This is a genomic window from Streptomyces macrolidinus (assembly GCF_023887685.1).
Classification (GTDB): domain Bacteria; phylum Actinomycetota; class Actinomycetes; order Streptomycetales; family Streptomycetaceae; genus Streptomyces; species Streptomyces macrolidinus.
The window spans coordinates 18,801-44,753 of the sequence record NZ_JAMWMR010000040.1; the positions used below are offsets into that span (position 1 = coordinate 18,801).

Annotated in this window: 24 protein-coding genes; 17 read left to right on the forward strand and 7 right to left on the reverse strand. The window is 70.4% G+C overall.

Features of this window, described 5'->3' with window-relative positions:
• Positions 1–38 precede the first annotated feature (38 nt).
• From NGF19_RS28240 to NGF19_RS28300, 13 genes are all read left to right on the forward strand, one after another.
• Entirely contained in the window at positions 39–1,223 is a 1,185-nt protein-coding gene (locus tag NGF19_RS28240) for an aminotransferase class V-fold PLP-dependent enzyme (RefSeq protein ID WP_252428422.1), read from the forward strand.
• On the forward strand, positions 1,220–2,317 hold the full coding sequence (locus NGF19_RS28245; protein WP_252428424.1) for an alcohol dehydrogenase catalytic domain-containing protein: 1,098 nt from the start codon (positions 1,220–1,222) through the stop codon (positions 2,315–2,317). Before NGF19_RS28240 ends, NGF19_RS28245 begins: the two co-directional genes overlap by 4 nt.
• Entirely contained in the window at positions 2,305–3,555 is a 1,251-nt protein-coding gene (locus NGF19_RS28250; protein WP_252428426.1) for a phenylacetate--CoA ligase family protein, read from the forward strand. Before NGF19_RS28245 ends, NGF19_RS28250 begins: the two co-directional genes overlap by 13 nt.
• Complete coding sequence (locus tag NGF19_RS28255) at positions 3,552–4,394, forward strand: NAD(P)-binding domain-containing protein (RefSeq protein WP_252428428.1); 843 nt, start codon at positions 3,552–3,554, stop codon at positions 4,392–4,394. The genes NGF19_RS28250 and NGF19_RS28255 overlap by 4 nt, the downstream gene beginning before the upstream one ends.
• A gap of 65 nt (positions 4,395–4,459) precedes the next feature.
• Entirely contained in the window at positions 4,460–5,566 is a 1,107-nt protein-coding gene (locus NGF19_RS28260) for a 2-deoxy-scyllo-inosose synthase (protein ID WP_252428430.1), read from the forward strand.
• A gap of 6 nt (positions 5,567–5,572) precedes the next feature.
• On the forward strand, positions 5,573–6,940 hold the full coding sequence (locus NGF19_RS28265) for a phenylacetate--CoA ligase family protein (RefSeq protein ID WP_252428432.1): 1,368 nt from the start codon (positions 5,573–5,575) through the stop codon (positions 6,938–6,940).
• Positions 6,937–8,112, forward strand: coding sequence for a BtrH N-terminal domain-containing protein (locus NGF19_RS28270; RefSeq protein WP_252428434.1), 1,176 nt, complete (start codon positions 6,937–6,939; stop codon positions 8,110–8,112). Before NGF19_RS28265 ends, NGF19_RS28270 begins: the two co-directional genes overlap by 4 nt.
• A gap of 59 nt (positions 8,113–8,171) precedes the next feature.
• Positions 8,172–9,692: a coproporphyrinogen-III oxidase family protein gene (locus tag NGF19_RS28275; protein WP_252428436.1), complete on the forward strand. Its 1,521-nt coding sequence runs from the start codon at positions 8,172–8,174 to the stop codon at positions 9,690–9,692.
• Entirely contained in the window at positions 9,685–10,431 is a 747-nt protein-coding gene (locus NGF19_RS28280) for a class I SAM-dependent methyltransferase (RefSeq protein ID WP_252428437.1), read from the forward strand. The genes NGF19_RS28275 and NGF19_RS28280 overlap by 8 nt, the downstream gene beginning before the upstream one ends.
• Positions 10,432–10,457: 26 nt before the next feature.
• On the forward strand, positions 10,458–11,411 hold the full coding sequence (locus NGF19_RS28285) for a carbon-nitrogen hydrolase family protein (protein ID WP_252428439.1): 954 nt from the start codon (positions 10,458–10,460) through the stop codon (positions 11,409–11,411).
• Between the two features lie 12 nt (positions 11,412–11,423).
• A complete protein-coding gene (locus tag NGF19_RS28290; protein WP_252428441.1) occupies positions 11,424–12,059 on the forward strand; it encodes a class I SAM-dependent methyltransferase in 636 nt (211 codons plus the stop codon).
• Positions 12,056–14,401 (forward strand): MFS transporter, encoded by a 2,346-nt coding sequence (locus NGF19_RS28295; protein ID WP_252428443.1) that lies wholly within the window; start codon positions 12,056–12,058, stop codon positions 14,399–14,401. The genes NGF19_RS28290 and NGF19_RS28295 overlap by 4 nt, the downstream gene beginning before the upstream one ends.
• A gap of 156 nt (positions 14,402–14,557) precedes the next feature.
• A complete protein-coding gene (locus NGF19_RS28300; protein ID WP_252428445.1) occupies positions 14,558–15,166 on the forward strand; it encodes a GyrI-like domain-containing protein in 609 nt (202 codons plus the stop codon).
• On the opposite strand, the gene NGF19_RS28305 is transcribed toward NGF19_RS28300, so the two are convergent.
• From NGF19_RS28305 to NGF19_RS28325, 6 genes are all read right to left on the reverse strand, one after another.
• Complete coding sequence (locus tag NGF19_RS28305) at positions 15,141–16,016, reverse strand: AraC family transcriptional regulator (protein ID WP_252428446.1); 876 nt, start codon at positions 16,014–16,016, stop codon at positions 15,141–15,143. The two genes, NGF19_RS28300 and NGF19_RS28305, sit on opposite strands and share 26 nt — an antisense overlap.
• A 276-nt stretch (positions 16,017–16,292) precedes the next feature.
• On the reverse strand, positions 16,293–16,730 hold the full coding sequence (locus NGF19_RS28310; RefSeq protein WP_252428448.1) for an NUDIX hydrolase: 438 nt from the start codon (positions 16,728–16,730) through the stop codon (positions 16,293–16,295).
• 195 nt (positions 16,731–16,925) lie between these two features.
• A complete protein-coding gene (locus tag NGF19_RS28315) occupies positions 16,926–18,263 on the reverse strand; it encodes a dicarboxylate/amino acid:cation symporter (protein WP_372505973.1) in 1,338 nt (445 codons plus the stop codon).
• Between the two features lie 101 nt (positions 18,264–18,364).
• A complete protein-coding gene (locus NGF19_RS30840) occupies positions 18,365–18,493 on the reverse strand; it encodes a hypothetical protein (protein WP_289738320.1) in 129 nt (42 codons plus the stop codon).
• A gap of 144 nt (positions 18,494–18,637) precedes the next feature.
• Positions 18,638–20,161, reverse strand: a complete 1,524-nt coding sequence (locus NGF19_RS28320) for a ricin-type beta-trefoil lectin domain protein (protein WP_252428452.1) — start codon at positions 20,159–20,161, stop codon at positions 18,638–18,640.
• A gap of 101 nt (positions 20,162–20,262) precedes the next feature.
• Positions 20,263–21,756: an MFS transporter gene (locus tag NGF19_RS28325; protein ID WP_252428454.1), complete on the reverse strand. Its 1,494-nt coding sequence runs from the start codon at positions 21,754–21,756 to the stop codon at positions 20,263–20,265.
• A 258-nt stretch (positions 21,757–22,014) separates the two neighbouring features.
• On the opposite strand from NGF19_RS28325, the gene NGF19_RS28330 reads away from it, so the two are divergent.
• The 3 genes from NGF19_RS28330 to NGF19_RS28340 all read left to right on the forward strand — a co-directional run bounded on the left by NGF19_RS28330 (position 22,015) and on the right by NGF19_RS28340 (position 24,131).
• Entirely contained in the window at positions 22,015–22,386 is a 372-nt protein-coding gene (locus tag NGF19_RS28330; RefSeq protein WP_252428455.1) for a YciI family protein, read from the forward strand.
• The gene (locus tag NGF19_RS28335; protein ID WP_252428457.1) at positions 22,383–23,612 is read left to right on the forward strand and encodes an RNA polymerase sigma factor; all 1,230 of its coding nucleotides are present in this window, start codon (positions 22,383–22,385) and stop codon (positions 23,610–23,612) included. Before NGF19_RS28330 ends, NGF19_RS28335 begins: the two co-directional genes overlap by 4 nt.
• A 306-nt stretch (positions 23,613–23,918) precedes the next feature.
• On the forward strand, positions 23,919–24,131 hold the full coding sequence (locus tag NGF19_RS28340) for a hypothetical protein (RefSeq protein WP_252428459.1): 213 nt from the start codon (positions 23,919–23,921) through the stop codon (positions 24,129–24,131).
• Here NGF19_RS28340 and NGF19_RS28345 read toward each other — a convergent pair.
• Positions 24,110–24,736 carry a dihydrofolate reductase family protein gene (locus NGF19_RS28345; protein WP_252428461.1) on the reverse strand — a complete coding sequence of 209 codons (627 nt, stop codon included), beginning with the start codon at positions 24,734–24,736 and terminating at the stop codon, positions 24,110–24,112. The genes NGF19_RS28340 and NGF19_RS28345 overlap by 22 nt on opposite strands.
• Before the next feature lie 72 nt (positions 24,737–24,808).
• Here NGF19_RS28345 and NGF19_RS28350 point away from each other — a divergent pair, with 72 nt between their 5' ends.
• Positions 24,809–25,387 carry a TetR/AcrR family transcriptional regulator gene (locus NGF19_RS28350; RefSeq protein ID WP_252428463.1) on the forward strand — a complete coding sequence of 193 codons (579 nt, stop codon included), beginning with the start codon at positions 24,809–24,811 and terminating at the stop codon, positions 25,385–25,387.
• Positions 25,388–25,953: the final 566 nt, after the last annotated feature.

A 25,953-nucleotide genomic window follows, 5' to 3' on the forward strand; every position in this document is an offset into this window, starting at 1 on the left:
GAGTACTGGAGTACCGGAGCACCAGGAGGGACCACCACATGGCAGCGGCGACACCAGCGGGACCGTCTTGGGCGGACGGCGCGAGCGACCATCAAGTCCGCGAGGAAATCCGGCAGTTGTGCGCGGACGACCACGACTACGCGGACGGCACCGTCTTCAACTCCATCTGCTCCGAGCCGTTCCCCCTCGCCCGGGAGGTCTTCGCCGAGCACTTCGGCGCCAACATGGGCGACCACCGGATCTTCCCGAGCCTGCCCCGCGTCACCACGCTCGTCACCCGCATGCTCGGCGATCTGCTGGGCGCGCCCGACGCGGGCGGGGTACCCACCTCCGGGGCCACCGAAGCCAATCTGCTCGCCGTACTGGCCGCCGTGCGCGACGCCCGCGGCACCGGACGGCCCCGCGTCCTGCTGGCCCGCAACGCCCATTTCTCCTTCGAGAAGATCCTCGCGCTGCTGCCGGTCGAGCCCGTCTGGGTCGACCTGGACGCCCGCTTCCGCGCCGACACCGCCGTCTTCCGTGCCGCCCTCGCCACCCGGCCCGCGCTCGCCGTCCTCACCTCCGGAACCAGCGAGTGCGGCGCGGTGGACGACATCGAGACCCTCGCACCCTACGCGGCTTCGGTCGGCGTCCCCCTCCATGTGGACGGCGCGAGCGGCGGGTTCCTGGTGCCGTTCGCCCGGGAGTTCGGCCACCCCGTCTCCGGCACCGGCTTCGAGATCGAGGGCGTGGAGTCGGTCTCGGTGGACCCACACAAGTACGGCGGAGCACCGATCCCCTCCGGATACCTGCTCGTTCGGGACCCGGCCCGGCTGGAAGCGCTCCGCTCGCCCTCCCACTACCGGGGCGCCGCCGACCACTTCGGGCTCCTCGGCACCCGCCCCGGCGCCGCTCTCCTGGCCACCTACGCCGTGCTACGACAGCAGGGCCGGGCGGGCTACCGGGCCGCGGCCCGAGAGATCTTCCGCCTCCGCTCGGTGACCCTGGACCTGCTCGAACGAGCCGGACTCCCGGTGGCGTTCGCACCCGACCTCATGGTCGTCGGCGTCTCCTGCCCCGACCCGGCCGCCGTCCAGCGGGAGATGGAACGCCGGGGGCTGATCGTCTCGGTCTCCCGGCGCTTCGGGTTCGTCCGCCTGGTGATCCAACTGCACCAGACCGACGCCCAGTTGGCCTCTCTCGTGGACCACCTCGCCGAAGCGGTCAAGGAGACGTCCGCATGACCGACCTCGTCATCACCGTCCCCGGCCGGCTGGAGGTACGCGAGGCCGCCGCGGCCCGCCCCGGCGGACCGGACGACGTGGTCGTCCAGGTGGACCGGGTGACCCTGTGCGGCAGCGACTACGGGCTCTTCGACGGCGGGTACGGCGGACCCAGCAGCTACCCCCTGCGCTTCGGGCACGAGTGGTCCGGTCACGTCATCGACGCCGGACCTGCCGCCACCGAGCTGCTCGGCCGCGCCGTGACCGGCGACTGCTCCCTGTGGTGCGGCCGGTGCCCGCAGTGCCGCACCGATCGCAACCGCTGCGAGCACATCGAGAAGTTCGGGCTGACCGTCGACGGGTTCTCCGTCCGACGGCGAACCGTCGACCGACGCTATCTGTACCCCGACGACCACGGCCTGCGCCCCGCCACCCTCGCGATGACCGAGTTCTTCGCGGTCGTCCACCACGCGCTGTCGACCGCGCGCCGGGCGGCCACGGGCGCCGAAGTCCTGGTCGTCGGCGGGGGAGCGCTGGGCCTGGCGGCCCAACTGCTGCTGACCCGCGCGTTCGGCGCCGCCCGCGTGCATCTGCTCGAACGCGACCCGGTCAAACGACGCACCGTACGCGGCTTGTTGGAGCCCGAGACCGAGCTGGGCACACCGCCGGACCCGGAGGAGATCGAGGCCGTCCGCGGATACCGGACGATGGCCCGGCACGCCCGTTACCCCCTCGTCCTGGAGTGCTCCGGAACCGCCGACGGCGTCAACTGCGCGCTGGCCCGGGCGAGTCTGGGCGGCACGGTGCTCTGGCTCGGCCTGGCACGGCGCGGCATGCTCCGCCCCGATCTCGTCGTCGCCAAGGGACTGACGGTCATCGGATCCATCGGCGGTACCGGCGACTTCCCCGAGGCGATGCGCTTCCTCGCCGCACACGAGGAACGCGCCTCGGCCCTCATCACCGATCACTTCCCCGCCGAGAAGGCCCAAGTCGCCCTGGCGGCAGGCCCCGAGGAACGCGCGGCACGCGTCAAGGCCCAACTCTGCTTCTCCGACGACACGAACGCGTCCCCAGAGACCTCCCCGGACACGGAGGCCCGCCGATGGGGACCGTGACGGAACACACCCTGGACCGGCTCGGCGCGCAACTCGAGTACGCGCTGTCCCGCTCCCCGTACTACCGCCGGGCCTGGCGCGCCCACCGCGCCTCCGCACTCGCCGGTCTCGGCGATCTCGCAGACCTGCGCGCCCTGCCCTTCACCACCACCGACCAGATCGACGCGGCGGGCCCGCTCGGGCTCAGCGCGGTGGACCGCACCCGGATCGCGCGCTACGCCGAGTCCCGGGACACGCGCGGCCGTACGCTAGGCGCCGCGGCCACCGCCACCGACCTCGGGCGCGCCTCGGCCGCCATGGAGGAGGCGCTGCGTGCCCATGTCCGCCCGGACGACCTGGCGTTCGTCGCCGTACCGTACGAACTGTCCGGCGGCGCCCACGACATGGACCGCGCGCTGTCGGCCCTCGGCACGGGCGTGGTCGGGGTGGGCGCGCTGTCCGCCGTGTGCCCACCGGCCCGGACCGTCGCCCTCATGGCCCGGACGCACCCGAGCGTGTTCGTCGCCACCCCCGACCGCGCCGCCCGTACCCACCACGAACTGGCCCTCGCGGGACACGATCCGCGCACCGTAGGCCTGCGCACCCTGCTGCATGTCGGCGGCGCCTGCGCACCCGCCAAGGCGGCCAAGACGGCGGCACTGTGGGGGACTTCGACCGTCTGGGCCTACGGCTCGACGCTCACCCCGGCGGCCGGGCTGCCCTGCGTCCTCGGCAGCGTCCACCTCAACGACGCCCAGTACCTCGCCGAGGTCGTCGACCCCGACGGAACGGACCCCGTACCCGACGGGCGCCCCGGCGAGCTGGTGCTGACCACCCTGACCGCCGAGGCCACCCCGCTGCTGCGGTGGCGCACCGGAGACCTGGTCCGGCGCACGCGCTGCGGCTGCGACGACCCCCGGCCGAGCCTCGAACAGCACGGCCGCGTCGAGGACCGCCGGCGGTCACCGACAGGCCGCACCCTGACCGCCGTCGAGCTGGAACAGGCGGCCCTGACCGTGCCGGGGACCGGCCTGTACTGCGTGACCGGCACCGTCGACGGGCAGCCGACCGCACGGATCGACGCGACCGCACGGCTCGACGCGACCGCACCGGACGTCTGCCACGAGGTCGCCGCAGCCCTGCGCGAACTCTCGGGCGTCGCCTGGCAGGTGACGGCGGCCGATCGCCGGACCTTCCTGGACGCCACCGTACGGGCGGGCCGCCGACGCCTCGACCTACGAGATCTGGAGGCCGGATGAACCACCCCGTACGCTCGGCCGGCGTGCTCGGCGCGGGACGGCTCGGCAGCGCACTCGCCGCACGGCTCACCGGCCGACTGCCCCTCACCGTCAGCGACCGCGACCCGGCCGTCGCCCAGGCCCTCGCCCGCCGCCTCGACGTACCGGCCGTGGCCCCGGCGGAACTCGCCGCCCGCTGCGAGGTCGTCCTGGTGTGCGTGCCACCCCCCGTCGTCGCCGACGCCATCGCCTCGTGCCGGGCACACACCACGACCGGCGCGCCGACGACCGTGTTCGTGAACCTCGCCACCTCGGTACCCACCGCACAGCTCCGCGACGATCCCCGGCTCCGGGACCTGACCGTCGTCGCGCTCAAGCCCGTCTGCCAGTACACAGCCGTCGCCCACGGCGTACCCACCGTCTTCGTCACCCCGGACGCGGGTCAACTCCCGCTGCTGCGCGCCCTCGTCGACGACCTGGGCACCGTCCTCCTCATCGACGAGAAGACGGAGTGCACGATCGGGACGATCAACCGGATCGCCACCAAGGCGGCTCTGCACGCCTGTTCGGCCCTCCGCGAGGAACTGGCCGAACTCGGCGCCGAACCCGCCCTGATCACCGCCGCCGTCACCAACGTCTTCGCCGGAACCGCCGTGGACTTCCCGCCGGACCCCGCCAACCCCTACACAGCGGCGCTGCTGCGCGAGTTGGCCGCCTCCGACAACGGACCCGCCACCGACAACGGACCTGCCTCCGGCAACGGACCCGCCACCGACCACGGACCCGACACCCGCATCAACTCCACGGCGTCGTCCGCTCGTTCCGTTGGCGGTGCCGTTCATCCCGCCGCCCGCCCGTAGTCCCGGGTCACGCGCCCGGCCAATCTGACCTCCTGGGGCACCAGACGACGAGAAGGGAACGGCACGTGGCACGCGTACCGCTCATCGAACTGACCACGGGGCTCAGGCCGGCCAGCCCCTATCACCTCGGCGACGGCATCACCGAGCTGCTCCCGGACCACCTCGCCCGGCACGACTTCGACGACCTGTTCCTGGTGTGCGGAGAGGGCATCCGCGACCTCCTCGCCGAACCGCTGGCCCGCCGGCTGAGCGACGCGCACCTCCCGGTCACCGTCCTCACCGTCCCCGAGAGCGAGGGCAACAAGAGCTGGACGCGGCTGACGGAGCTGTGCGAGCGCCTGGTGCACGCGGGCGCCACCAAGCAGTCCATCATCCTGGCCCTCGGCGGCGGCATGGTCAGCAACCTCACCGGCCTCGCGGCCGGACTGCTGTACCGCGGCGTGCGCTACGTCGACATCCCGACGACCCTGCTCAGCCTCACCGACGGCACGCTCAGCAACAAGCAGGCCATCAACGGGCGGGGCGGCAAGAACCAGTTCGGGCTCTACCACGCCCCGCTGTTCGTCTGGGCGGACGTCGCCCACCTGCGCACCGAGCGGCCGGTCAACCACAAGAGCGGCCTGGTCGAAGCCGTCAAGAACGGACTCATCGACGACAGCGCCTGGTTCGACCGGCTCGCCGCACAGCTCACCCCCGACCTGGCAGCCGTCCACGACGACCTGCTCGGCGTCTGCCGCCAGATCGTCGAGTCCAAGCTGCGCATCCTCGCCACCGACCCGAGCGAGCGCGAGCGGGCCGTGATCCTCGAATACGGGCACACCGTCGGCCACGCCACGGAGTTCCTGTGCGGCGACCTGCCGCACGGCGTCGCCGTCGGCATCGGCATGTGCCTCGCTGCACGCGTGGGCATCCGCCTCGGCATCACCCCGCCCGAAGTCCTGGAGAAGCAGGAATGGGTGCTCGGCGAACGCCTCGGACTGCCCACCCGCATCCCCCCGAACTGCACACCCGACCAGATCCTCAACGTCATCCGCACCGACAACAAGCGCCGCTCCAGCGAGGAGACCCATCTGATCCTCCTCGACGCCATCGGCCGCGTGCACGACTCGGACGGCACCTTCGAGACACCCGTACCGGAGTCCGTACTCAAGATCGTGCTCCAGGAGAGCTGAGGTCCCATGGCCATCCTCCACCCCACCCCGCCCGCGGCGACCCCACCCCCCAACAGCCCGGCGCGCGAACGCTACTGCGCCGTGCGCGAGCAGGCGCTCGCCGAACTGCACGCCTTCGAAGCGCTCGACCGCGCACGGGTACGCCCCTGGCAACTGGACCGGCTGAGCGAGCAGGTGGCGTACGCACGCCGCGAATCCCCGTTCTACCGGCGCCAGTTCGCCGAAGCCGCGCCGCCCGACGGCAGCGACGGCGAGAAGCTGCTCGCCGCTCTGCCCTTCACCACCAAGAAGGACCTGCGCGACGGCTATCCGCTGGGCCTGATCGCGGCACCCCTGACCAGCCTCGCCCGCTACGGCGAGTCCACCGGCTCCACCGGCTCGCCCACCTCCTCCGCCATCACCTACCGGGACTGGGTGCGCGGCAACGTCTCCACCGAACAGTCCGTCGGACACCGCTACGGCCCCGGCGACACGGTCTTCGTCGCCATCCCGTACGAACTGTCCTTCGCCGCCTACGACGTCGACCGCGCCCTGGAGACGGTGGGCGCCACCGTCGTCGGCGTCGGCATCCTGTCCGCCGTCTGCCCCATCGAACGCACCGCCCGCATGATCGCCGCACTGCGCCCGGCGGGCATCGTCTGCTCCCCGACCCGAGCCCTGCGCCTGTTCGACCTGCTCACCGAGATGGGGCACGACCCGGCTGCCCTCGGCGTCCGCACCGTCCTGTACGTCGGGGAGACCTGCTCCCCGGCGAAGCTGGCGAAGATCTCGCGGATGTGGCAGGCCGAACTGGTCCCGGCGTACGGCACCACGGAGACCAACTCCCTCGCCCTGAGCTGCGGGCACGGCAGGGCCCATCTGACCGAGGACCGGCATCTGTTCGAGGTGCTCGACCCGCTCACCGCCGCCCCGCTCGCCGACGGCACCACCGGCGAACTGGTCGTGACCACGCTCGTCGCCGAGGCCATGCCGCTGCTGCGCTACCGCACCGGCGACCTCGTGTCGATCGCCCCCGAGCCCTGCCCCTGCGGCAGCGTCCGGCGCACCGTACGCCACCACGGCCGGGCGAGCGACCGGCTCCTCGTGGACGGGCGGCCCATCGACCGCCTGGACCTGGAGGAAGCGGTCCTCTCGGTGCCCGGCACCGGCTTGTACTACGCCGCCGGGATCCGTGACGAGCGCCTGCACATCCGCGTCGAATGCGCGGGCCGTGCGGCCCGGCAGGTGTGCACCGACATCGCCGACGGCGTCGAGGCCCGCTTCGGGGCCGCCGCCACCGTGACGGAGGTGGACCGCGCGACGGTCGGCCGCGCCATGGACCGGATGCTCAAGCCCGGCAACCTCACCCTGGAAGACCTGGAGGCGGCCCGATGAGCGGCCCTCTGCCCGCACCCCGGCCCGTCGGCCCCCTCGTCGCCGACCACGGGGAGTACGGCGGCGAGCACTGCGAGACCTCGTCGCTGCGCAAGCAACTGCTGGTCCACGGCGTCGACTTGAGCGAACCGCTGCTGTTCGGCCTCGGCGGCGGCATCGGCTTCTGGTACCAACCGTCCGCTTCCGGCGGCCTGTTCCGCAGCATGACCTCCACCCGCAACGGCCCCTTCCCGTTGTTCATCACCCGGTTGGCCCGCGCGCTCGGCCTCGTGCTCACCGTGCACCGCACCGACGCCCCCCGCCAGGCACTGGACGAACTGCGCCGCGAACTCGCCGCGGGCCGCCCCGTGATCTGCTACGTCGACCTCTTCCACCTCCCGTACTTCCAGGCCAGCAGGCACTTCGGCGGACACGCGGTCGTGGTGTACGCGCTGGACGAGGAGACCGGCACCGCGTGGATCTCCGACCGCTGCCCGCGCCCCATGCCCGTCCCGCTGGATGCGCTGGCGACCGCGCGGGGCTCCACCCACCAGCCGTTCCCGCCCGCGCACGCCTGGCTGTCGGCCGACTGGTCCACCGCCCGGCTGCCCGACGCAGACGGCTTCCGCGGCGCCGTACGCGCCTGCCACGCCGCACTGGTCGGCAGCACCCTGCCCAACGAGGGACTCGCCGGTCTGGAGGCCTTCGGCGCCGAACTCACCCGGGAGATCCGCACCGCCCCCGCCGAGCGCGTCATGGACCGACTCACCGCCGCGCACATCGACTTCGAGTTCGCCGGTACCGGCGGCAGCGGATTCCGTAACCTCTACCGCGCCTTCCTCGCCGAGGCCGAACCCTGGCTGTCCGGCGACGCGCACACCGCCGCCCTGACCGCCGTCGACCGGTCCCGGGCCGCCTGGGAGTGTCTGGACGAACTGCTGCTGCCCGACACCGGCGAGGCGGGCAAGGCACTGCGCCACACCTACCAGGACCGCGAGGACGCCCTGCGCTCAGGAGAGCCCGAACGGCTGGAGCACGCCGCCGGCCTGACCGCACGACTGCCCGACCTGCGCGCCGCCGCGGCCGGTGAACTCGACGCCCACCGCGACCGGTTGGCCGAACACACCGCAGCCGCCTTCCGCCGCCTGCTGCGCACGGAACGCGCCCTGGCCGACGCGCTCGGCCGCATCTGACCGAACCCGACCACCGAACCCCGTCGCCCCACCCGCCCCACCACAAGGAGAGGGCACCGATGACCGAAGCGAAGAGCGCCGCCCCCGCGGCCAAGGAGACCATCACCCGCAACTTCCTGGACACCCCGAGCTTCTGGCGCGAATACCCGGACCGCGACATCGAGTTCGTCCGCTGGTACCCCTGCAACATCACGCCGCTGACCTCGGACCAGATCTTCTCCACCATCGAGACGCACCCCCGGACCGTCTCCTTCTATCTGCACATCCCGTTCTGCAACCAGGTGTGCACCAGTTGCCCGTACAACAAGCTGCACACCCGCAACACCCTCGTCACCGACTACCTCGAAGCCCTCAAGGCCGAGATCCTGCTCTACTCGAAGCTCGGCTACCTCGACGGCGTGAAGTTCTCCTCCGGCTACCTCGGCGGCGGCACCCCCACCACCCTGCGCGCCGAGCAACTCGACGACCTCCTCGGCTTCCTGCGCCGCCACCTGGAGTTCACCGACGACTACACCGTCACCATCGAGAGCACCCCGGTCGACATCGACCAACGCAAGATCGACGTCCTGCTCCGGCACGGCGTGAACCGCGTGAGCATGGGCGTCCAGACCTTCCACGACCCCCTGCTGCGCTACCTCGGCCGGGCCAGGGCCCACACCGGTGACTCCGCGCTGCGCACGATCGAACTCCTCGACCGCAACGGCATGGAGAACATCTGCATCGACTTCATGATCGGTATCCCCGGCCAGACCCCGGAGCTGTGGGCGCAGGACATCGCCACCCTCACCAGCATCCCGGTGACCTCGTTCTCCGTGTACAACTACGCGGTCCTGCCCGGCTCCGAGGCCTTCTTCGCGGTGCAGAGCGGTATCACGCCGCCCTGCCCGAGCACGAAGGAGGCGGACGCCATGTACCACTACATGCACGAGGAGTTGCTCTCCAAGAACTACCTCGCGCTGACGTACAACGACTTCGCCGAGCCCATGAAGCCCGAGTGGGCGGCGAAGGGCGCCCAGACCTTCCCGATCCTGCCCGACGGCTCCAAGCCCTACCAGGGCCTGAAGGCCGAGACCCTCTCGCTCACCGACCACCTCGCCCAAGTGTGGGGACGCTGCGGCGACATGGTGGCCATCGGCTCCGGCGCCTACGGCTACCTCAACAACCACCTGTACTGCACCGAGCCGGACATCGGCCGCTACATCGAGACGGTCCGCTCCGGCCGGCTGCCCGCCGTCATGGGCTCCTACACCGACGAGCACGAACGGCGCTGCCGCAGCCTCGTCCTCGGCCTCAAGCTGCTGCGCGTCAGCCGCGCCGAGTACCGCGCCCGCCACGGCGTCGACCCGTACGACTACTTCACGGAGAAGATCGACGACCTCGTCGGCAAGGGACTGCTGGAGGTCACCGAGGACGCCCTCCAGGTCACGTACCCCAAGGGCTGGCACTACATCGACAACATCTCCAAGACGTTCTACTCCGAGGCCAACCAGCGGCTGCCCCAGCCGACGTCGGCCAGCACCGAGATCCTCAACTGGCAGGTCAGGCCCGAGCCCGGAAGGCGGATGCTGAACATTGTCTGAGCAGCCCACGCGCATCTTCGACCTCGCCGAACGCGTCTCCGTACCGGACCCGTTCACCGAGGTCGAGCAGTGCCGCGAATTCGACCGCACCATGCGGACCCAGCTCATCATCCCGATGCAGCACCTGATGAAGCTCCTCACGCCCCATGTCTCCCAGGCGGCCCAGGTGTTGGAGGTCGGCTGCGGCCCCGGCCTCGTCTCCCTGCGCCTTGCCGCCCTGCACAAGCAGGCCGAGTTCGTCGCCGTCGACGCCAACGACCGCTTCCTCGAAGTCGCCCGCGAGAACGCGATCTTCGCCAACCTGGTCAGCTACGGTGGCCGCTTCACCTGCGACTACGCCCACAGCAACCATCTGCCCTTCGACGACGACTCCTTCGACGTCGTCTTCAGCTTCTGCGCCGTGCCCCGATGGCGGCGGCCGGAGAAGACCATCGCCGAGTGCACCCGTGTCTGCCGCCCCGGCGGCACCGTCGTGATCTACGACCTGGCGCGCGACGCCGACGAGGGCATGATCTCCTTCGTCCTCCAGTACTCGGCAGGCGAGGCCGACCAGTTCATGCGGTCGCTGCGCAGCGGCTACACCGTCCCCGAGATGCGGGAACTGCTCACCGGCCTCGGCCTCGGCGACTGGTCCGTCGCCCGCGAAGGCATCAACCTCGTCGTCTCCTCCGTCCCGCTCGGCGTCAACTACGCCGTCGGCGACCCCGGCATCTACGAGGACATCTTCACCGAGCGGTGACCGCCCGACCGGAGACAGGAGTACCCATGCAACCCACCCGCCACCCCCGGGTCGCCCTGCTGCAGACCCGGTGGCGCGAGGACCCCGAGGAGAACCTCCGGCAGGCCACCGACATGCTGGAGTCCCTTCAGGAGGGCACCCATCTCGCCGTCCTCCCCGAGTTCTTCCTCGGACCCCCCTTCTACTTCCCCGGCCGCCAGCACCTCCAGGGCGTCGTCGACCACCCGATCCCCGACCCGGTCTTCGACCACCTCGGCGCCATCGCCCGGCGCAAGGGCTGCTGGATCATCTGCGGCTCCGTCATCGAACGCACCGACGACGGCACGTACTACAACACCGCCGTCGTCCTCGACGACACCGGCGCGATCGTGGCCAAGGTACGCAAAGTCCACCTGTTCTCCGCCGAGTTCGTCGCCCTGCGCGCCGGAGAGGAGGCCGTCGTCCTCGACACCCCCTTCGGCCGGCTCGGCATCTGCGTCTGCTCCGACTTCTGGATCCAGGAGATGCCGCGGCTGCTCGCCCTCAAGGGCGCCGAGATCATCGCCGTCCCGGCCGCGGCCCTGCGCAACAACCTCCCGGCCACCAAGCCGTGCGTCCTGTCGACCGCCGTGCTGAACGCGGCCGATGTGCTGTACGTCGGCAGCATCGGCAAGGTCAGCGGCGAACGCGGCGGACGCACCGTCACCATCGACCTCGCCGGCCACAGCACCGTCGCCACCCCGGAGGGGATCACCGCCGAACTGGACGAGGAGGAGGCCGTCCTCTACGCCGACCTCGACCTCGAACGGCTCCGCCAGTTGCGGGAGATCGACTTCAGCTTCCAGAAGACCCTCTACTTCGGCCTCCACGGCCGCCGCCCGGAACTCTACGAACGGCTGCTCAAGCACGCCGACGGCGTGAGCGACCTCGGGCCCGTGCTCGGCGACTACTTCCGCCGACGTCTGAAGGAGACCTTCGAGTCCTCGTCCGCTCCCGAGTGAGAGGAGAGTGCCGTGCAGTTGCTCGGGACCACCAGCATCGACTGGAACAGGACGTACGAGACAGGGCAGTTCACCCACTTCTGGGAGATCAGTAACCCCTCTCAGGAGCTGGTCGGCTTCCTGACCTCCCGTCCGCCGGGAGACGGCCGCACCGCCGTCGACCTCGGCTGCGGCACCGGCAGTGATGTCATCGAACTGGCCCGGCAGGGCTATCGGGCGACCGGCTTCGACCTCAGCCCGTGCGCGGTCGGGATCGCGACCGGCCGGGCCGCCGAGCAGGACGTCACCGCCGCGTTCCAGGTCGCCGACGTGCTGGCGCTGCCCCTCGCGGACGGCAGCGTCGACCTGGTCGTGGACCGGGGCTGCTTCCACCACCTGGGCGACGACGACCGCGCACGGTACGCGGCCGAGGTGGGCCGCGTCCTCAAGCCGGGCGGCGAACTGTTCCTGCGCGGCGTACGGTTCACGACCTTCCCGTTCAAAGCGGTGACCGCGGAGGCGATGCACGCCTTCTTCACCCCGGCCGGTCTCGTCGTGGACCGGATCGTCCCCGCGGTCCTCAGCACCGACTCCACCTCGCTGGAGAAGAACGTCTGCCTGCTGCACAAGGCCCCGCCCGCCGACGGCCCGGAAGGGACCCGGGGATGACGGCGGCCCGGGGTGAACGCAACCCCTGGCAGATCCTCGGTGTGCTGACCATCGGGCTGTTCATGACGCTGCTCGACCTGACCGTCGTGAACATCGCCTTCCCCAGCATCATCACCGACCTCGGCGCGACCCTCGACGAGGGCCTGTGGACCTTCAGCGCCTACACCCTCGCCTTCGCCACCTTGCTGATCGTCGGCGGCCGGCTCGGCGACTGGTTCGGTCCACGACGCGTCTACCTGGCGGGCCTCGCCCTCTTCGTCGCCGCGTCGACGGTCTGCGGTGTCGCCGACGACGCGACGGTGCTGATCGCCGCCCGCGCCGTACAGGGACTGGGCGGAGCCCTCGTGGCCCCCCAGTTGCTGCCGGTCACGGCGGCGGTCTTCCCGCCCTCCAAATGGGGCGCCGCGTTCGGCCTGTCCGCGGCCCTGTCCGGACTCGCCATCCTCGCCGGACCCACCCTGGGCGGCATCATCGTCACCTGTCTGAGCTGGCGCTGGATCTTCTACATCAACCTGCCCCTCGGACTGCTCACCCTCTTCCTCGTCGTACGGATCGTCCCCGACCTCCGGCCGGGCCGCCGCCGGTCGTTCGGCCTCGGCTCGACCGCGCTGCTCATCGCCGGACTGGGCGCCTTCAGCTTCGCCCTCATCGAGGGGGAACGCCTGGACTGGTCCCCGCTGGTGTGGACGCTGCTCGCCGTCGGCGTGCTGCTGGCCGCGCTGTTCGCCCTCGTACAGCGGCGCGGCCAGAACGGGAGCGCGCTGGTCCCGTTCGCGCTGTTCCGCAGCAGGAACTTCGCGACGATGAGCGGGGTCATCGCGATCACCGGCTTCGGGATGCTGGGCACCTTCCTCCCGCTGACCATCTACCTCCAGTCCATCCTCCACATGAGCCCCCTGCGGGCGGGGCTGACCATCGCCGCGATGCCGCTCACCTCGACCCTGGTGGCCGGTGGCGTGGGCAAGCTCGCCGACCGGTACGGCGGCAGGAACTTCCTGGTCGGCGGGTTGCTGCTGTTCACCACCGGGGTGGTCCTGCTCGCCGCCGTCAGCACCCCCGACGCGACGACCTGGCGGCTGATCGGACCGCTCGCCCTCGTCGGCCTCGGCACGGGCATGGTCTTCGCCCCGCTCTTCGCGGTGGCCTTCGCCGACCTGGACCCCCAGCTCTCCGGCGCCGCGTCGGGCGTCATCAACACCGCCCAGGAACTCGGCGGTCTGATCGCGACGGCTGTCGTCGGCGCGATCCTGCAGGCCCGGCTGGTGGCGGGCATGCGCCACTGGGTCGACCAGCAGGCGCTGGCCCTGCCGGAAGCGGGCCGCGAGCGCTTCAGAGCCGCGTTCGACCCCCTGACGAGCGGGGCCGTCGACGTGACCACGAGCGGCCCGGCCGCGCTCCCCAAGGGCACCGACCCCGACCAGGTGCGGGCCACGATGTCCGCCTTCGCCGACGCGTTCGTCTCGGCGATGCGCGAGAGCTACGCGGCCCCGGCCGCCGTCCTCCTCCTCGGCGTCGTCGTCGCCCTGTTCAGCCGCCGCACCCCGGCCCTCGCCGCCTCGGCGCCCGCACCGCGGACGGCAGCCGCAGCCGCCGGACCGACCGAGGACCCACCTCACGAAAGGACGACCATGCCGGAACAGAACACCGCCGAGAGCGGCGAAGGGACCACGATCATCGGTCTCTACCAGGTCCAGCAGGGCAAGGAGGACCAGGTGCGGGAGGCGATCGCCCGGCACTGGCCGGTGCTCGCCCGCCACGGCCTGGTCACCGGCGCCCCCGCGAAGATCTACCAGGGCGAGTGGGGCGAGGGCACGTTCTTCCTGGAGATCGCCACCTGGACCGGCGACGAGGCGCTGCACTCCGCCTTCTCGATCCCGGAGATCACCGCCATCTGGCAGGAGATCAAGGACCTCACCGTGGACCGCAACGGCCGCGACGGCGTGGAGTACCCCGCCGTGACCCGCCTGCCGGCCTTCGACTCCGTCACCCCCGAGCCGTACGACGGCCCGGTCGCCACCGGTGTCGCCATCCACCAGATCCGGCCCGACAAGCTCGAAGCGATGCGGGAACTGCTGGCACGGGAGTGGAACGTCCTGCTGACCGAGGGGTTCGTCCCGCGCCACCGGCCGCAGGCGTACCTCGGCAAGGACAAGCACGGCCCGTTCTCGATCTCCATCGTCGACTGGTACGAGGCGTCCGGCCCCGCCAAGGCCTTCATGAACGAGGCGGTCAACGGGCTGTGGCGCGAGGTCCAGGCGAACACGACGGGCCGAGCGGGACGGCCCGCCAGCGAATACCTGTGGGCCGAGGAGATCAGCAAGGACAAGGGCACCGCGGAGTGAGGTGAGTGCGGCAGAGCGCGAGCGGAGCACCGTGCTCCGCCGCACCCCTCGAAAACTTGTGGCGCCTGGTGTGTTGGGCAGTTCTCGTGGCAGAGGGGCCGTCGGTCTGCAAGGGTGGAGCCGTTCCCGGTCCGGCTCTTACGAGGATTGGCGCTCATGCCCAGCACAGCGAAGAAGATCGATTACAAGCGTGAACTCAAGACGCTGTACTCCGCCCGTAAACAACCCGCTCTCATCGACGTTCCGCCACTGGACTATTTGGTGATCGAAGGCGCCGGAGGGCCGTACTGCGAGGAATACCGGGACGCCGTCGCCGCCCTCTTCGCCGTCTCCTACAAGGCCAAGTTCCTGGCCCGGGATCTCGCCGGAATCGACTTCGGCGTGATGCCACTGGAGACGCTGTGGCACACGGAAGGGGAAACCACCGGAAAGGGCTCCTGGCGCTGGTCCGCCATGATCATGCAGCCGGAGCCGGTCGACAAGGACATCCTCAACCGGGCCCTGGAAGCCGTCCTGGCGAAGAAGGAGCGCCCCGCCGCCGTCGACACCGCGGTCTACCAGCGGCTGGACGAGGGGAGAGCGGCACAGCTTCTGTACGTGGGCCCCTACGACGAGGAGGACCCGGTGATCGACGGGCTGCACGCCTTCATCGAGGAGAGCGGCGCGAAGCCCGACGGCGTGCACCACGAGATCTATCTCAACAGCCCCGACCGCACGGCCCCCGAGAAGCTGAAGACCGTCATCCGTCAGCCCGTTCAGCTCTGACGGGCCTCCGCAGCGGTATCCCCACCTGGGCGACCACCCGCGGGCTGTCCTTGGCCGGGCGCTGGTCGAGATAGGCGACGAAGGGCAGCGCGGCGGTCGGCTCCGCCAGGCCGCCCATCACCGCGGCGACGGCGAGGTGCATATAGCTGAAGGGGAGGAACTCCAGCGGGCCGGAGTGCCGCGCCAGCAACAGCCGCTGCTCCTTGACGACTTGGACGCCGATGCCGTCGTCCGGCTTGGCTCCGTCCGCCATCGTGACGCCCACGTCGTAGCGCATGGACTCGCCGAGGAACCTCCCCGGGTCGTCGTAGCACAGGAGCACATGGCGGGCGGTCTCCTCGCTGTCGCCCTGCCGAGCGGACCACCGACTCACCTTGCGCCAGACCGCGTTGACATCGCCGAGCAGGCCGAAGTGCCGGTAGAAGGCGATGGTCTGCGCGGCCTGCGTGACCGTGTCCAACCCTTCACAACACAAGCCGTACGAGGGCCAGGGGCTCTCCGGCCGAACGGACCGCGTGCTCGCCGGACAGCTTCCGTAGGCTTCCCGGAACGCTCTGCTGAACGCCGCGGCCGAGCCATAGCCCGCCGCCAGCGCGATGTCGATCACCGGTTCCGCGGTGAAGACCAGCCGATACGCGGCCAGTTGCAGCCGCAGCCGACGAACGAAACGCAGCAGCGGCTTTCCCGTGGCGTCACGGAATATACGGCGGAAGTGGTGGGGCGCGGTGTTCGTTTCACGGGCCAATGACTCGATATCGATATGCGCCCAGCCGTCCCTTACCCAGGCGGACACATACCGGACGGCGTGCATGATGCGCTCGTCATTGCGCGCGATGGTGTCGTGCCGCATGCGTTTCCCCCGCTTCTCCCTCAAGGGAGCTGCCCCGCCGCCTCAGGATTCTCGCCCGCACCTCATGCATCGACCTACGGTGAGATCTTCAACACCATCATATTCACCATGCATTCGTATACTGCCCCCTTTTGGCTTGCGTCCGATCGGGTGAATAGCTCGCTCATTTGTGCGGTCACGTGAAAGGGGTCAGGAGCATGTGAAAGGGGCCTACTCAACGGCATGCGACAGCGGCCTGACGGCATGCGGCAGCAGCCTGTCGGCGTGCGGCAGGGCCTACGAAGCGATGAGGCCGCTGTTCCTCAGCAGGGGCAGCACCTGGTCCCGTACCGCCGGAGCCAGCCGTACGTCCGCCTCGTCACCCGTGATCCACCGCATCTGCGCCAGCTCGGCCGCGATCTTCGGCTCCTCGTCGATGCTCGCCTCGAAGACCGTCATCCTCATGGGCACGCCCTCCAGGGCCGCCACCGCTTCCACCTCGGCGAGGAACCGCGGCTCCAGCGCGCGTACCCCCAGCTCCTCGTCCAGCTCCCGGGCCAGCGCCCGCAGTGGCTCCTCGCCCGCCTCGGGCTTGCCGCCGGGCAGATAGAACACCTCGGGAGCGGCCTTCTTGCTCACCACCAGAAGGCGCCCCTCCTGGACGATCACGGCGGCCACGACCACCAACGTCTCCGCTCCGTCCGGGCCCGCGGGAACGGTCATGGTCTGCTTCATGGGAACTCCTTACGCGCACAACCCCGGCTTCACCCGGGGAGGGCAACGTATCGCCGGACCCGCGGACGCCCGGCAGCGGGGTGTGCCCCCACGGTCAGGTCACCGTCACCGGACAGCACTCCGCCCTGCCGGGCAGAGACCGGCAGGGCGGAGGGTGGGGGGATCCGTGGGGGGTCCGGGGGTGTGTGACGAGGGTCAGGCCGCCGCGGTGGCGGCGGGCTGGGGCTCGTCGTGGACGCTCTCGATCTCGTCGACCGGGGACGCCGACGCGCTGTCGTACTTCGCGCGGTCGAGGATGTTCTCGCGCGCGGAGACGAGGACCGGGACGAGGGCCTGGCCCGCGACGTTGGTCGCGGTACGCATCATGTCCAGGATCGGGTCGATCGCCAGCAGCAGGCCCACGCCCTCCATCGGCAGGCCGAGGGTGGACAGGGTGAGGGTCAGCATGACCGTCGCGCCCGTCAGACCGGCGGTGGCCGCCGAGCCGATCACCGAGACGAAGGCGATCAGCAGGTACTCCTTGATCCCGAGCTGGACGTCGAAGATCTGGGCCACGAAGATCGCGGAGATGGCCGGGTAGATCGCGGCGCAGCCGTCCATCTTGGTCGTCGCGCCGAACGGCACGGCGAAGGAGGCGTACTCCTTCGGGACACCGAGGTGGATCGTCGACTGCTGGGTGACCGGCATGGTGCCGACCGAGGAGCGGGAGACGAAGGCGAGCTGGATGGCGGGCCAGGCGCCCTTGAAGAACTGCACCGGGTTGAGCTTGCCGGCGAAGGCGAGCAGCAGCGGGTAGACACCGAAGAGGACCAGGGCGCAGCCGATGTAGATGTCGGCGGTGAAGGTCGCGTAGTTGCCGAGCAGGTCCCAGCCGTACTGCACGATGGCGCGGCCGATGAGTCCGGCGGAGCCGATCGGGGCGAGCAGGATCACCCACCACAGGGCCTTCTGCAGCAGTTCGAGGACGGACTCGGAGAGGGTGAGGATCGGCTGGGCCTTCGGACCGATCTTGAGGATCGCGATACCGGCGACGACCGCCATGAAGACGATCTGGAGGACGTTCAGCTCGGTGAACGGCGTCACGACGTCGGTCGGGATGATGCCCGTGAGGAAGTCGAGCCAGCTACCGGCGTGTTCGGGCTTGGCGCCGTCGGCCGGGGTGAGGGAGGAGCCGGAGCCCGGGTTGGAGACCAGACCGATGACGAGGCCGATGACGACCGCGATCAGCGAGGTGATCATGAACCAGAGCAGGGTCCGCCCGGCCAGGCGAGCCGCGTTGTTGACCTTCCGCAGATTGGTGATGGACACCAGGATCGCGAAGAAGACCAGGGGCGCCACGGCCAGCTTCAGCAACTGGACGAAGATGCCGCCCACCTTGTCGAGGGTGGTGGCGAGCCAGGAGACGTCGTAGGTACGGGCGACATAGCCGAGCACCAGGCCGACGACGAGGCCGAGCAGGACCTGGGCCCAGAAGGGGACGGGTATCCGGAAGCCGGACTTCGCGGGCTTCGGATCAGCGGTGTTCGTGGACACGGACACACTCCAGTAGGGACGCGCGGGGGAGAGCTGAGCGGGACATACGGGAGCGGCGACCGTGGAGGGTCAACGGCGCCGCTGCATCGAGGAGTTCGCGATCAGACGCAACAAGCCGCGGACATGCAGCGGCAGAGATCGACATGCAGCCGCTCCACGAGCAGAACGCTCGTGATGGTGCGGCCGACACCACGCGGGGCGTCGAGGCGGCACACGGCTGCTGTCTTCATGACGGAGATACTAACACTTCTGCTTTGGGAACATCAAAGCTGTTCTTTGGGGTGGTCTGTGGGTGGTCTGCGGGTGGTATGTGGGCGGTCTGCGGGGGCCCTGTGTGCGGCGGCCCCCGCAGACCGGCGGGTGATCGCGAACGGCTATGCGAACTGCTGGTTGGCGGATCCGTTGCAGGCCTGGAGGCGCAGTGGGTCCTCGGCGGACGCCACGGTCAGGCACAGCCCGGTCGCGGCGGCCGGACGGATCGTGCCGGACTGGCGGACGAACTGCTGGTTGGCGCCACCGTGGCAGTCCCAGAGGATCAGCCCCGTACCGGCCGTGTACGCGCTGCCCGGCACGTCCAGGCACCGGTCCTGGCTCAGCTCGGTGTGGAGGGACTTGCGGTCGGTGTCGTACCACCAGTTCTGGTTGCGCCCGCCGTGGCAGGCCCAGCCGATGACGGCGGTGTCGTTGACGCTGGAGCCGCCCTTGGCGTCCAGGCAGGTGCCGTTCGCCTGGTTCTTCAGCGGCTTGAAGCTGTCGTCCCAGGCGGTCGGGTACAGCTTGGGGGCCCCGGTGCTGGCGGGGTCGGCGCAACTCGCCTCGGACAGGCCGGAGTTGTAGATCTGGGTGAAGCAGGACGCGAAGGCGGCGTGGCCGCGGGCGTTGGGGTGGAAGGACTGGCGGACGGTGTTGGAGTCCGGCGGGAAGTGGTCGCCGAGGTCCAGCCACAGGCCGCGGACCCAGGTGTTGTCGGTGCAGACCTCATGGCCGTGGAAGAGCCGTGAGTTGTCGAGGTAGGTCGCTCCGGTGTCGAGGGCGGCCTGTCGGATGCCGCGCTCGAAGAGCGGTACGGCGGTGTTGCGGCCCCAGGCGGCGTCCTGGTCGTAGAAGGTGCAGCCGCCGGGGAGCTTGCCGGGGAAGTCGGGGTTGTCACCGGTGTCGGGGCTGATGGGGCTCGGATAGCCCATGACCACGAGCTTGTAGTCGTCGCTCGTGTAGCCCGCGCCGGTCATCACGGTGCGCAGATCCTGGATCGACTGCTCGACCTTGGGGCGCAGCGCGTCGACGCGGGCCTGCCAGCCGGGGGAGTAGGTCGGGTTGCAGGCGCCCTGGCTGAGGAGCCAGCGCACCACGCAGTCGGTGACGACCGGGGCGAACTCGAGGTCGTCGTTGGCCCCGATGACCAGGACGATCATCTTGATGTGGGTGTTGCGGGCCTTGATGGCGAGGTTGTCGCTCTGGACGAGTTCGTCGGCGTACTGCTTGCTGCCGCCGATACGGATGTTGGCGGTGGTGGCGCCGGAACACGCGACGTTGTAGGTGACGTCGGCGGGGATGCCGGTGCGGTGGATCGCGGAGTCGGGCGAGCGATGGCACCAGTTGTCGGGGCCGTTGGTACCGGCCTCGTAGGTGCCCACGCCCTCACCGGAGATCTCGCTGTCGCCCAGCGAGATCAGTGAGGTCTTGCGCTGGTCCAGCGGGCGCTCGGCCGGGTCACCGTACAAGGCCGTGGCCTCGGCCGCGCGGATCTGCTCCAACTCGGCCGGGAGCGGGGCCGATACGGCGGCGGCGGGTGCGGCGGGTGCCGCCCCGGCGCTGGGTGCGCTCAGCCCCAGCAGACCGGCGGCGGCTGCCGCGATCGCGGCGACGGTACAGCGGATTCCTGGTCTGGTGCGTCTCACTACGCCTCCTGGGCACAGGTGACTTGCGAAGCCGTCCGCTCGTTTGTACTGGCGAGTAAGCGCGGTGGGAATACCTTGAACACGAGGAACATGAGCGATGCTCAAGATTCTTGGCGCGCGTGCTCGGGCAGCGGGGCCGGAGCGGTCCGGGTCGCCGGGCGCATGGCGAGGACCAGGACGCTCAGCCCGGCGAAGACGATCGCGGCGATGACCCCGATGACGTGCAGACTCACGGTGAACGCCGCCCGCGCGGCGCGCAGCAGTTCCGCGCCCTGATCGCCGGGCAGGCGTCGCGCGGCGGCGACCGCACCGGACAGCGAGTCGGAAGTGCCGCCCATCCGGCTGCGATAGACCACGGCGGCCACCACACCGAGCAGCGCGAAGCCGAGCGAGCCGCCGAAGTAGTTGCCCGTCTCCGACATCGACGCCGCCGAGCCCGCCCGCTCCGGCGGTACGGACCCGAGGACCAGCCCCGTGCCCAGCGCGAACAACGGGCCGGTGCCCAGGGCCAGTACGGCGATGCCGGTCATCACCAGCGGCAGGCCGCCCGTACCGTCGACGCCGACCAGCAGCAGACCGCCCAGCGCCGACGCCGCCAGCCCACCGGCGATCGCGGTCGTTTGCTTCATCCGGCGGGCCAGCGTCGGCGCGGCCATGGTGCCGACCGCCACGCCCAGGCCCATGGGCGCGAACAGCACCGCCGACGCGAACGGCGAGTAGCCCAGCACGCTTTGCAGATACTGCGTCACCAGCAGACCCGTACCGGCCATGGCGAGCCCGGCGAGGACCAGCGCGACCAGAACGGCCGTGAACGGACGGTTGCGCAGCAGCCGCAGGTCCAACAGGGGGTCCGTCAGCCACAGTTGGCGCCGTACGAACAGGGCCGCGACGGCGGCGCCGACCGTGAGGGCCGCCGCCGGGACGACCGTCACGCCCTCGACGGTGAGCTGCTTGACGCCGTAGACCATCAACAGCACGGCCACCAGCGACAGTCCGACACTGGCCAGGTCCAGCCGTCCGGCCCGGTCGCTGCGGAACTCCGGCAGCAGGGCGGGCCCGGCGAGCAGCAGCAGGGCCATCGCGGGCACGGCGAGCAGGAACACCGAGCCCCACCAGAAGTACTGGAGCAGGAACCCGGCGAGCACGGGGCCGAGCGCGCCGCCGGTGAACTGGCACGTCGCCCAGATCGCGATGGCCGTCCCGCGCCGCCGTTCATCGCGGAACATGCTGGTGATCAGGGCAAGGGTGGACGGTGCCAGGGTCGCGCCCGCGACACCGAGGAGCGCCCGCGTGACGATCAGCATCAGCGGGTTGACCGCGAAGGCCGCCACGACCGACAGTACGGCGAAGGCCGCCGCGCCGATCATCAGCAGCCGCCGACGGCCGATCCGGTCGCCGAGCGTGCCCATCGTGATGACCAGACCGGCCACCATGAGTCCGTAGCTGTCACTGATCCACAACTGCTGGACCGTGCCCGCCCCCAGGTCGGCGCTCAGCCGGGGGAGGGCGAGGAGCAGCGCCGTCGTGTCCAGTGCGACGAGCAAGGTCGGCAGTGTGAGGAGGGCCAGGCCCAGCCATGCCCGGTCGAGTCGCATATCCGAAGCGTCCTGTTCTCTCGACGTGTCGTCCGTGGGTGTCGTCTGCGGGTGTCACGTGTGGGTGTCACCGGTGGGGTGTCACCCGTCGGTGTCGCCTGTCGGTCGGAGCGGTCGAGAGGTTCTTGACATCGCTGGGGGTGCCTCCCGCGAAATTCCCGCCGGAAGATGCCGGGGAGGATGTCAAGACGACGGCGACGGCTCCGACCAACTGGTCGAAGGGCCCCGCCGGGGCTCGTGAACCGCGAGGAGTACGCGATGAAGTTCCTGATCAGCATGCACATCAACCCGGCCGTGATGGACGCGCTGACCGACGAGGAGAAGGCGGCGATCGGCGCCGGGCACGGCGCGTTCATCGAGGCGCTGAAGACGTCCGGCGAGCTGATCACCACGCAGGCACTGGTCGACCCGTCCCAGGCCGCCGTGGTGTCCGTACGAGGCGGCCGACGGGTGGTGACCGACGGGCCGTTCCTGGAGTCCAAGGAGTACCTGGGCGGCTTCTACCTGGTCGACTGCGAGAACAAGGAACGAGCGATCGAACTGGCGTCGCGGATTCCGGACGCCGCGGTCGAGGGGCTCGGGATCGAGGTACGCCAAGTGATGTTCGCCGACGGACAATTGGAGGCATGACACACCTGGCCTTCGAGGACCTGCTGCGTGACCTCACGCCGCAGGTCCTCGGCACGTTGGTACGGCGGTACGGACAGTTCGAAGGGTGTGAGGACGCCGTACAGGAGGCCGTCCTCGCCGCGACGGTGCAATGGCCGGTCGAGGGGGTGCCGAACAACCCGCGCGGCTGGCTGACGACCGTCGCGTCCCGGCGCCTCATCGACCAGATGCGCAGCGATCAGGCGCGCCGCGAACGGGAGTTGGCGACGGCCGCCGAGGTGGTCCCCGAGGACGTACCGGACACCGACGACACACTCGTCCTGCTGTTCCTGTGCTGCCATCCGGCGCTGACCCCGGTCTCCCAGATCGCCCTGACGCTGCGAGCGGTCGGCGGACTGACCACGGCCGAGATCGCCCGCGCCTTCCTGGTGCCCGAGGCCACGATGGCGGCGAGGATCAGCCGGGCCAAGCAGCGCGTCAAGGCCGCGGGCAGCTCGTTCAGCCTGCCGGACGGCGCGGAGCGCGAGGAGCGGCTACGGGCCGTCCTGCATGTGCTCTACCTCGTCTTCAACGAGGGCTACACCGCCTCCTCGGGCAGCGAGTTGCACCGCGCCGACCTCGCCCGCGAGGCGATCCGGCTGGCCCGGACGGTGCACGCGCAACTGCCCGAGGACGGCGAGGTGACCGGGCTGCTCGCGCTGATGCTGCTGACCCACGCCCGCCGCGCGGCCCGTACGACTCTCGCCGGAGACCTGGTGCCGCTGGACGAGCAGGACCGTACGACATGGGACCGCGCGTTGATCGACGAGGGCACGGAGTTGGTCAAGACGTCGCTGGCGGCCACGGCCCTCGGGCCCTACCAGTTGCAGGCCGCGATCGCCGCCACCCACGCCGACGCGGCCAAGGCCGAGGAGACCAACTGGCCGCAGGTGCACGCCCTTTACCTGATCCTCGAGCGCATCGCACCCAACCCGATGGTCACCCTCAACCGTGCGATCGCACTCGCCGAGACCGAGGGCCCGGCCGCCGGACTGGCCCTGTTGGCGACGCTGGACGGAGACGAGCGGATGGCCGGACATCACCGACTGCTGTCCGTACGAGCACACCTGCTGGAGAAGACCGGCGACACGACCGGCGCGTACGAGGACTACCGCCGCGCCGCGAAGTCCACGGCCGGCATGGCCGAACAGCGCTACCTGGAGTCCCGCGCGGCCCGGGTGAAGCCCAGGCCCCGGCCTTCGACCTGACCGCGCACCTTCGCTGCCCGGCAAGGGCAACCGCCGGAACACTGCCGACTTCCGGCAGTGCTCCGGACGGTGCGCAAGGGCGAAGATCTCGCTGTTCTCGACAGGGGGAGACGGGGATGTCTGCCAGGGCGGAACAGGACGTGCCTGCCGGGACAAGCTGGGCGACGGGCGATCGCCACGCGGTCGTTCGGCCGGAGCGGCGCCACCGCGAGCGCGGCGCGGGAATTCTGGACCAGCGTCTCCGCCCACGCCGAAACACTGCCCGACCGGGTGGGGGACAAGGCCGGGACGCTCGACCGCGGCGCCATGACGCGGACAGCCGTGGACACTCCCGCCCTCCCGGCCGAGCACCCCGGACTCCCGACGCTCGCCCTGCGGATCGCACACCTGGCCCGAGCGGTGGCACGGCCCGCGGTGGTCACGCTCGACGCGAGTACCGCGGCTGCCATCGAGGGCGAACTGCGCGAGCCAGCAAGGGCGTTGGCTCGGCAGGTCATTCAGGACTGCGTTCGCGCTTGAGTGGTGGGGGACCGGCGGCGGGTGAGGTGGGTGAAGGTGACGCCGCTGGGGAACGCCGTGCGTTCGGCGACGTCGAAGACCGTGGGGTCGAAGGCGCCGTCGAAGGCCGGGACCCCGGCACCGGCGACCACCGGGTAGCTCTTGATGAGCAGTTCGTCGATCTCGGGCAGGAGGGTGCCCGCGAGCTTGCCGCCGCCGCAGAGCCAGATGTCCAGGCCGCTGCCTTCCTCCCGCTTGAGCTCGCGAACGACGGCGAGCGGGTCGCTCGGGACGACGGTGACAGCCGGGTCGATGTCGGGCTCGAGAGTGCTGGACACCACGTATTGGCGCAGGTGCGCGTACGGACTGGTGATCCCGACGTCGAGGGCGGCGCGGTAGGAGCCGAGGCCCTGGATGATCGTGTCGAAGCGTCGGTTGGGCGAGTCGGTCAGGCCCGCGGCGGCGCGGTAGGCGGTCGGGACGGTCTCGGGGTACAGGGCGTTCATCCAGGCGAAGTAGGCGGCTGTCTGCTGTTCGCCGCCGCCGGGGAAGAAGTCGTACTCACCACTGGGGCCGGCGATGCGGCCGTCGAGCGTGACCGCGACGTAGTACACGAGCTTTCGCATCTCTTGATGTCCCCTCACGTAGTACTCTGCTTGAAGTGGTTTGAACGTAGTACTACAACTGGAGTGGTGTCAATGGTGAGACGAAACGACCAGCGGCGCGCGGCCCTTGTCGACGCCGCGATCGAGGTGCTGGCCAAGGAAGGCGCACGTGGCCTGACGTTCCGGGCGGTGGACACCGAGGCCGCCGTACCCGTCGGCACCGCGTCCAACTACTTCGCCAACCGCGACGACTTGCTCACCCAGGCAGGCGCGCGCGTGTACGAGCGACTGCAGCCCGACGAGGCCACGATCGCCCGCCAGCGGGCGGCGGGCCGCGACCGGGAGACCTACGCGGAGCTGATGCGCGAACTCGTCGGCCGCGTCGCCTCGTTCCGCACCGGCTACCTCGCGCTGCTCGAACTCCGCCTGGAGGCGACCCGCCGTCCCGAACTGCGCAAGGTCCTCACCGAGCGGGTCCGGGCCGATGTCGACGCCAACGTCGCCTACCACGAGGCCTCCGGCCTCCCCGGCGATGCCATGGCCGTCAAGCTGCTCATCCTCGCCCTGAACTGGCTGATCGTCGAGCAGCTCACCCTGCCGGACGTCTTCACGGAAGCGGAACGCGAACAACTGGTGACGGCCGCGGTCGAGCGCATCGTGGCGGGGGAGTAGGCCGGCTCCGTCCGGTACGGGACCTCAGTTGCGGGCCAGCGCGAGCACGCTCAGGCCGAACATGAGGACGCCCAGGGGGAGATGGCCCGACGGGACGTGCGCGATGCCGAGGACGACCTGGACCGAGGCGAGGACGAGGAGCGAACGGCCGCTCGCCTCACACCCGGTGACGAAGTGACCCCGGCCGCGAGGCTACGCCGGGGCGTCGGTCTGCTGGAGGTAGCAGGCCGTACCGGTACGGCGCGCCTCGGCGACGGCGGCCAGACGGCGGAAGGCGGCTTCGCTCATCTCCCGCCGCCATTCCCGCACGGAGCGGACGGCGACTTCGCTGTGCTAGGGCCTGTCGTCAAATTCCCGTCTGCCCCGCGACGCCCGGCACGCTCCCCCAAGCTCTGCGAGCAGGGGGGACCCCCACTCGCCGCACCGGGCGAAAGCCCACGTACGTCCAGTACGAGGGCTTCCGCCCGGCACTCCCCCAAGCTCTGCGAGCAGGGGGGACCCCCAGAGCACGCACCAGACGCCGCGGGGCCGCCCTCCGGGCGACGACGGGAATTTGACGACAGGCC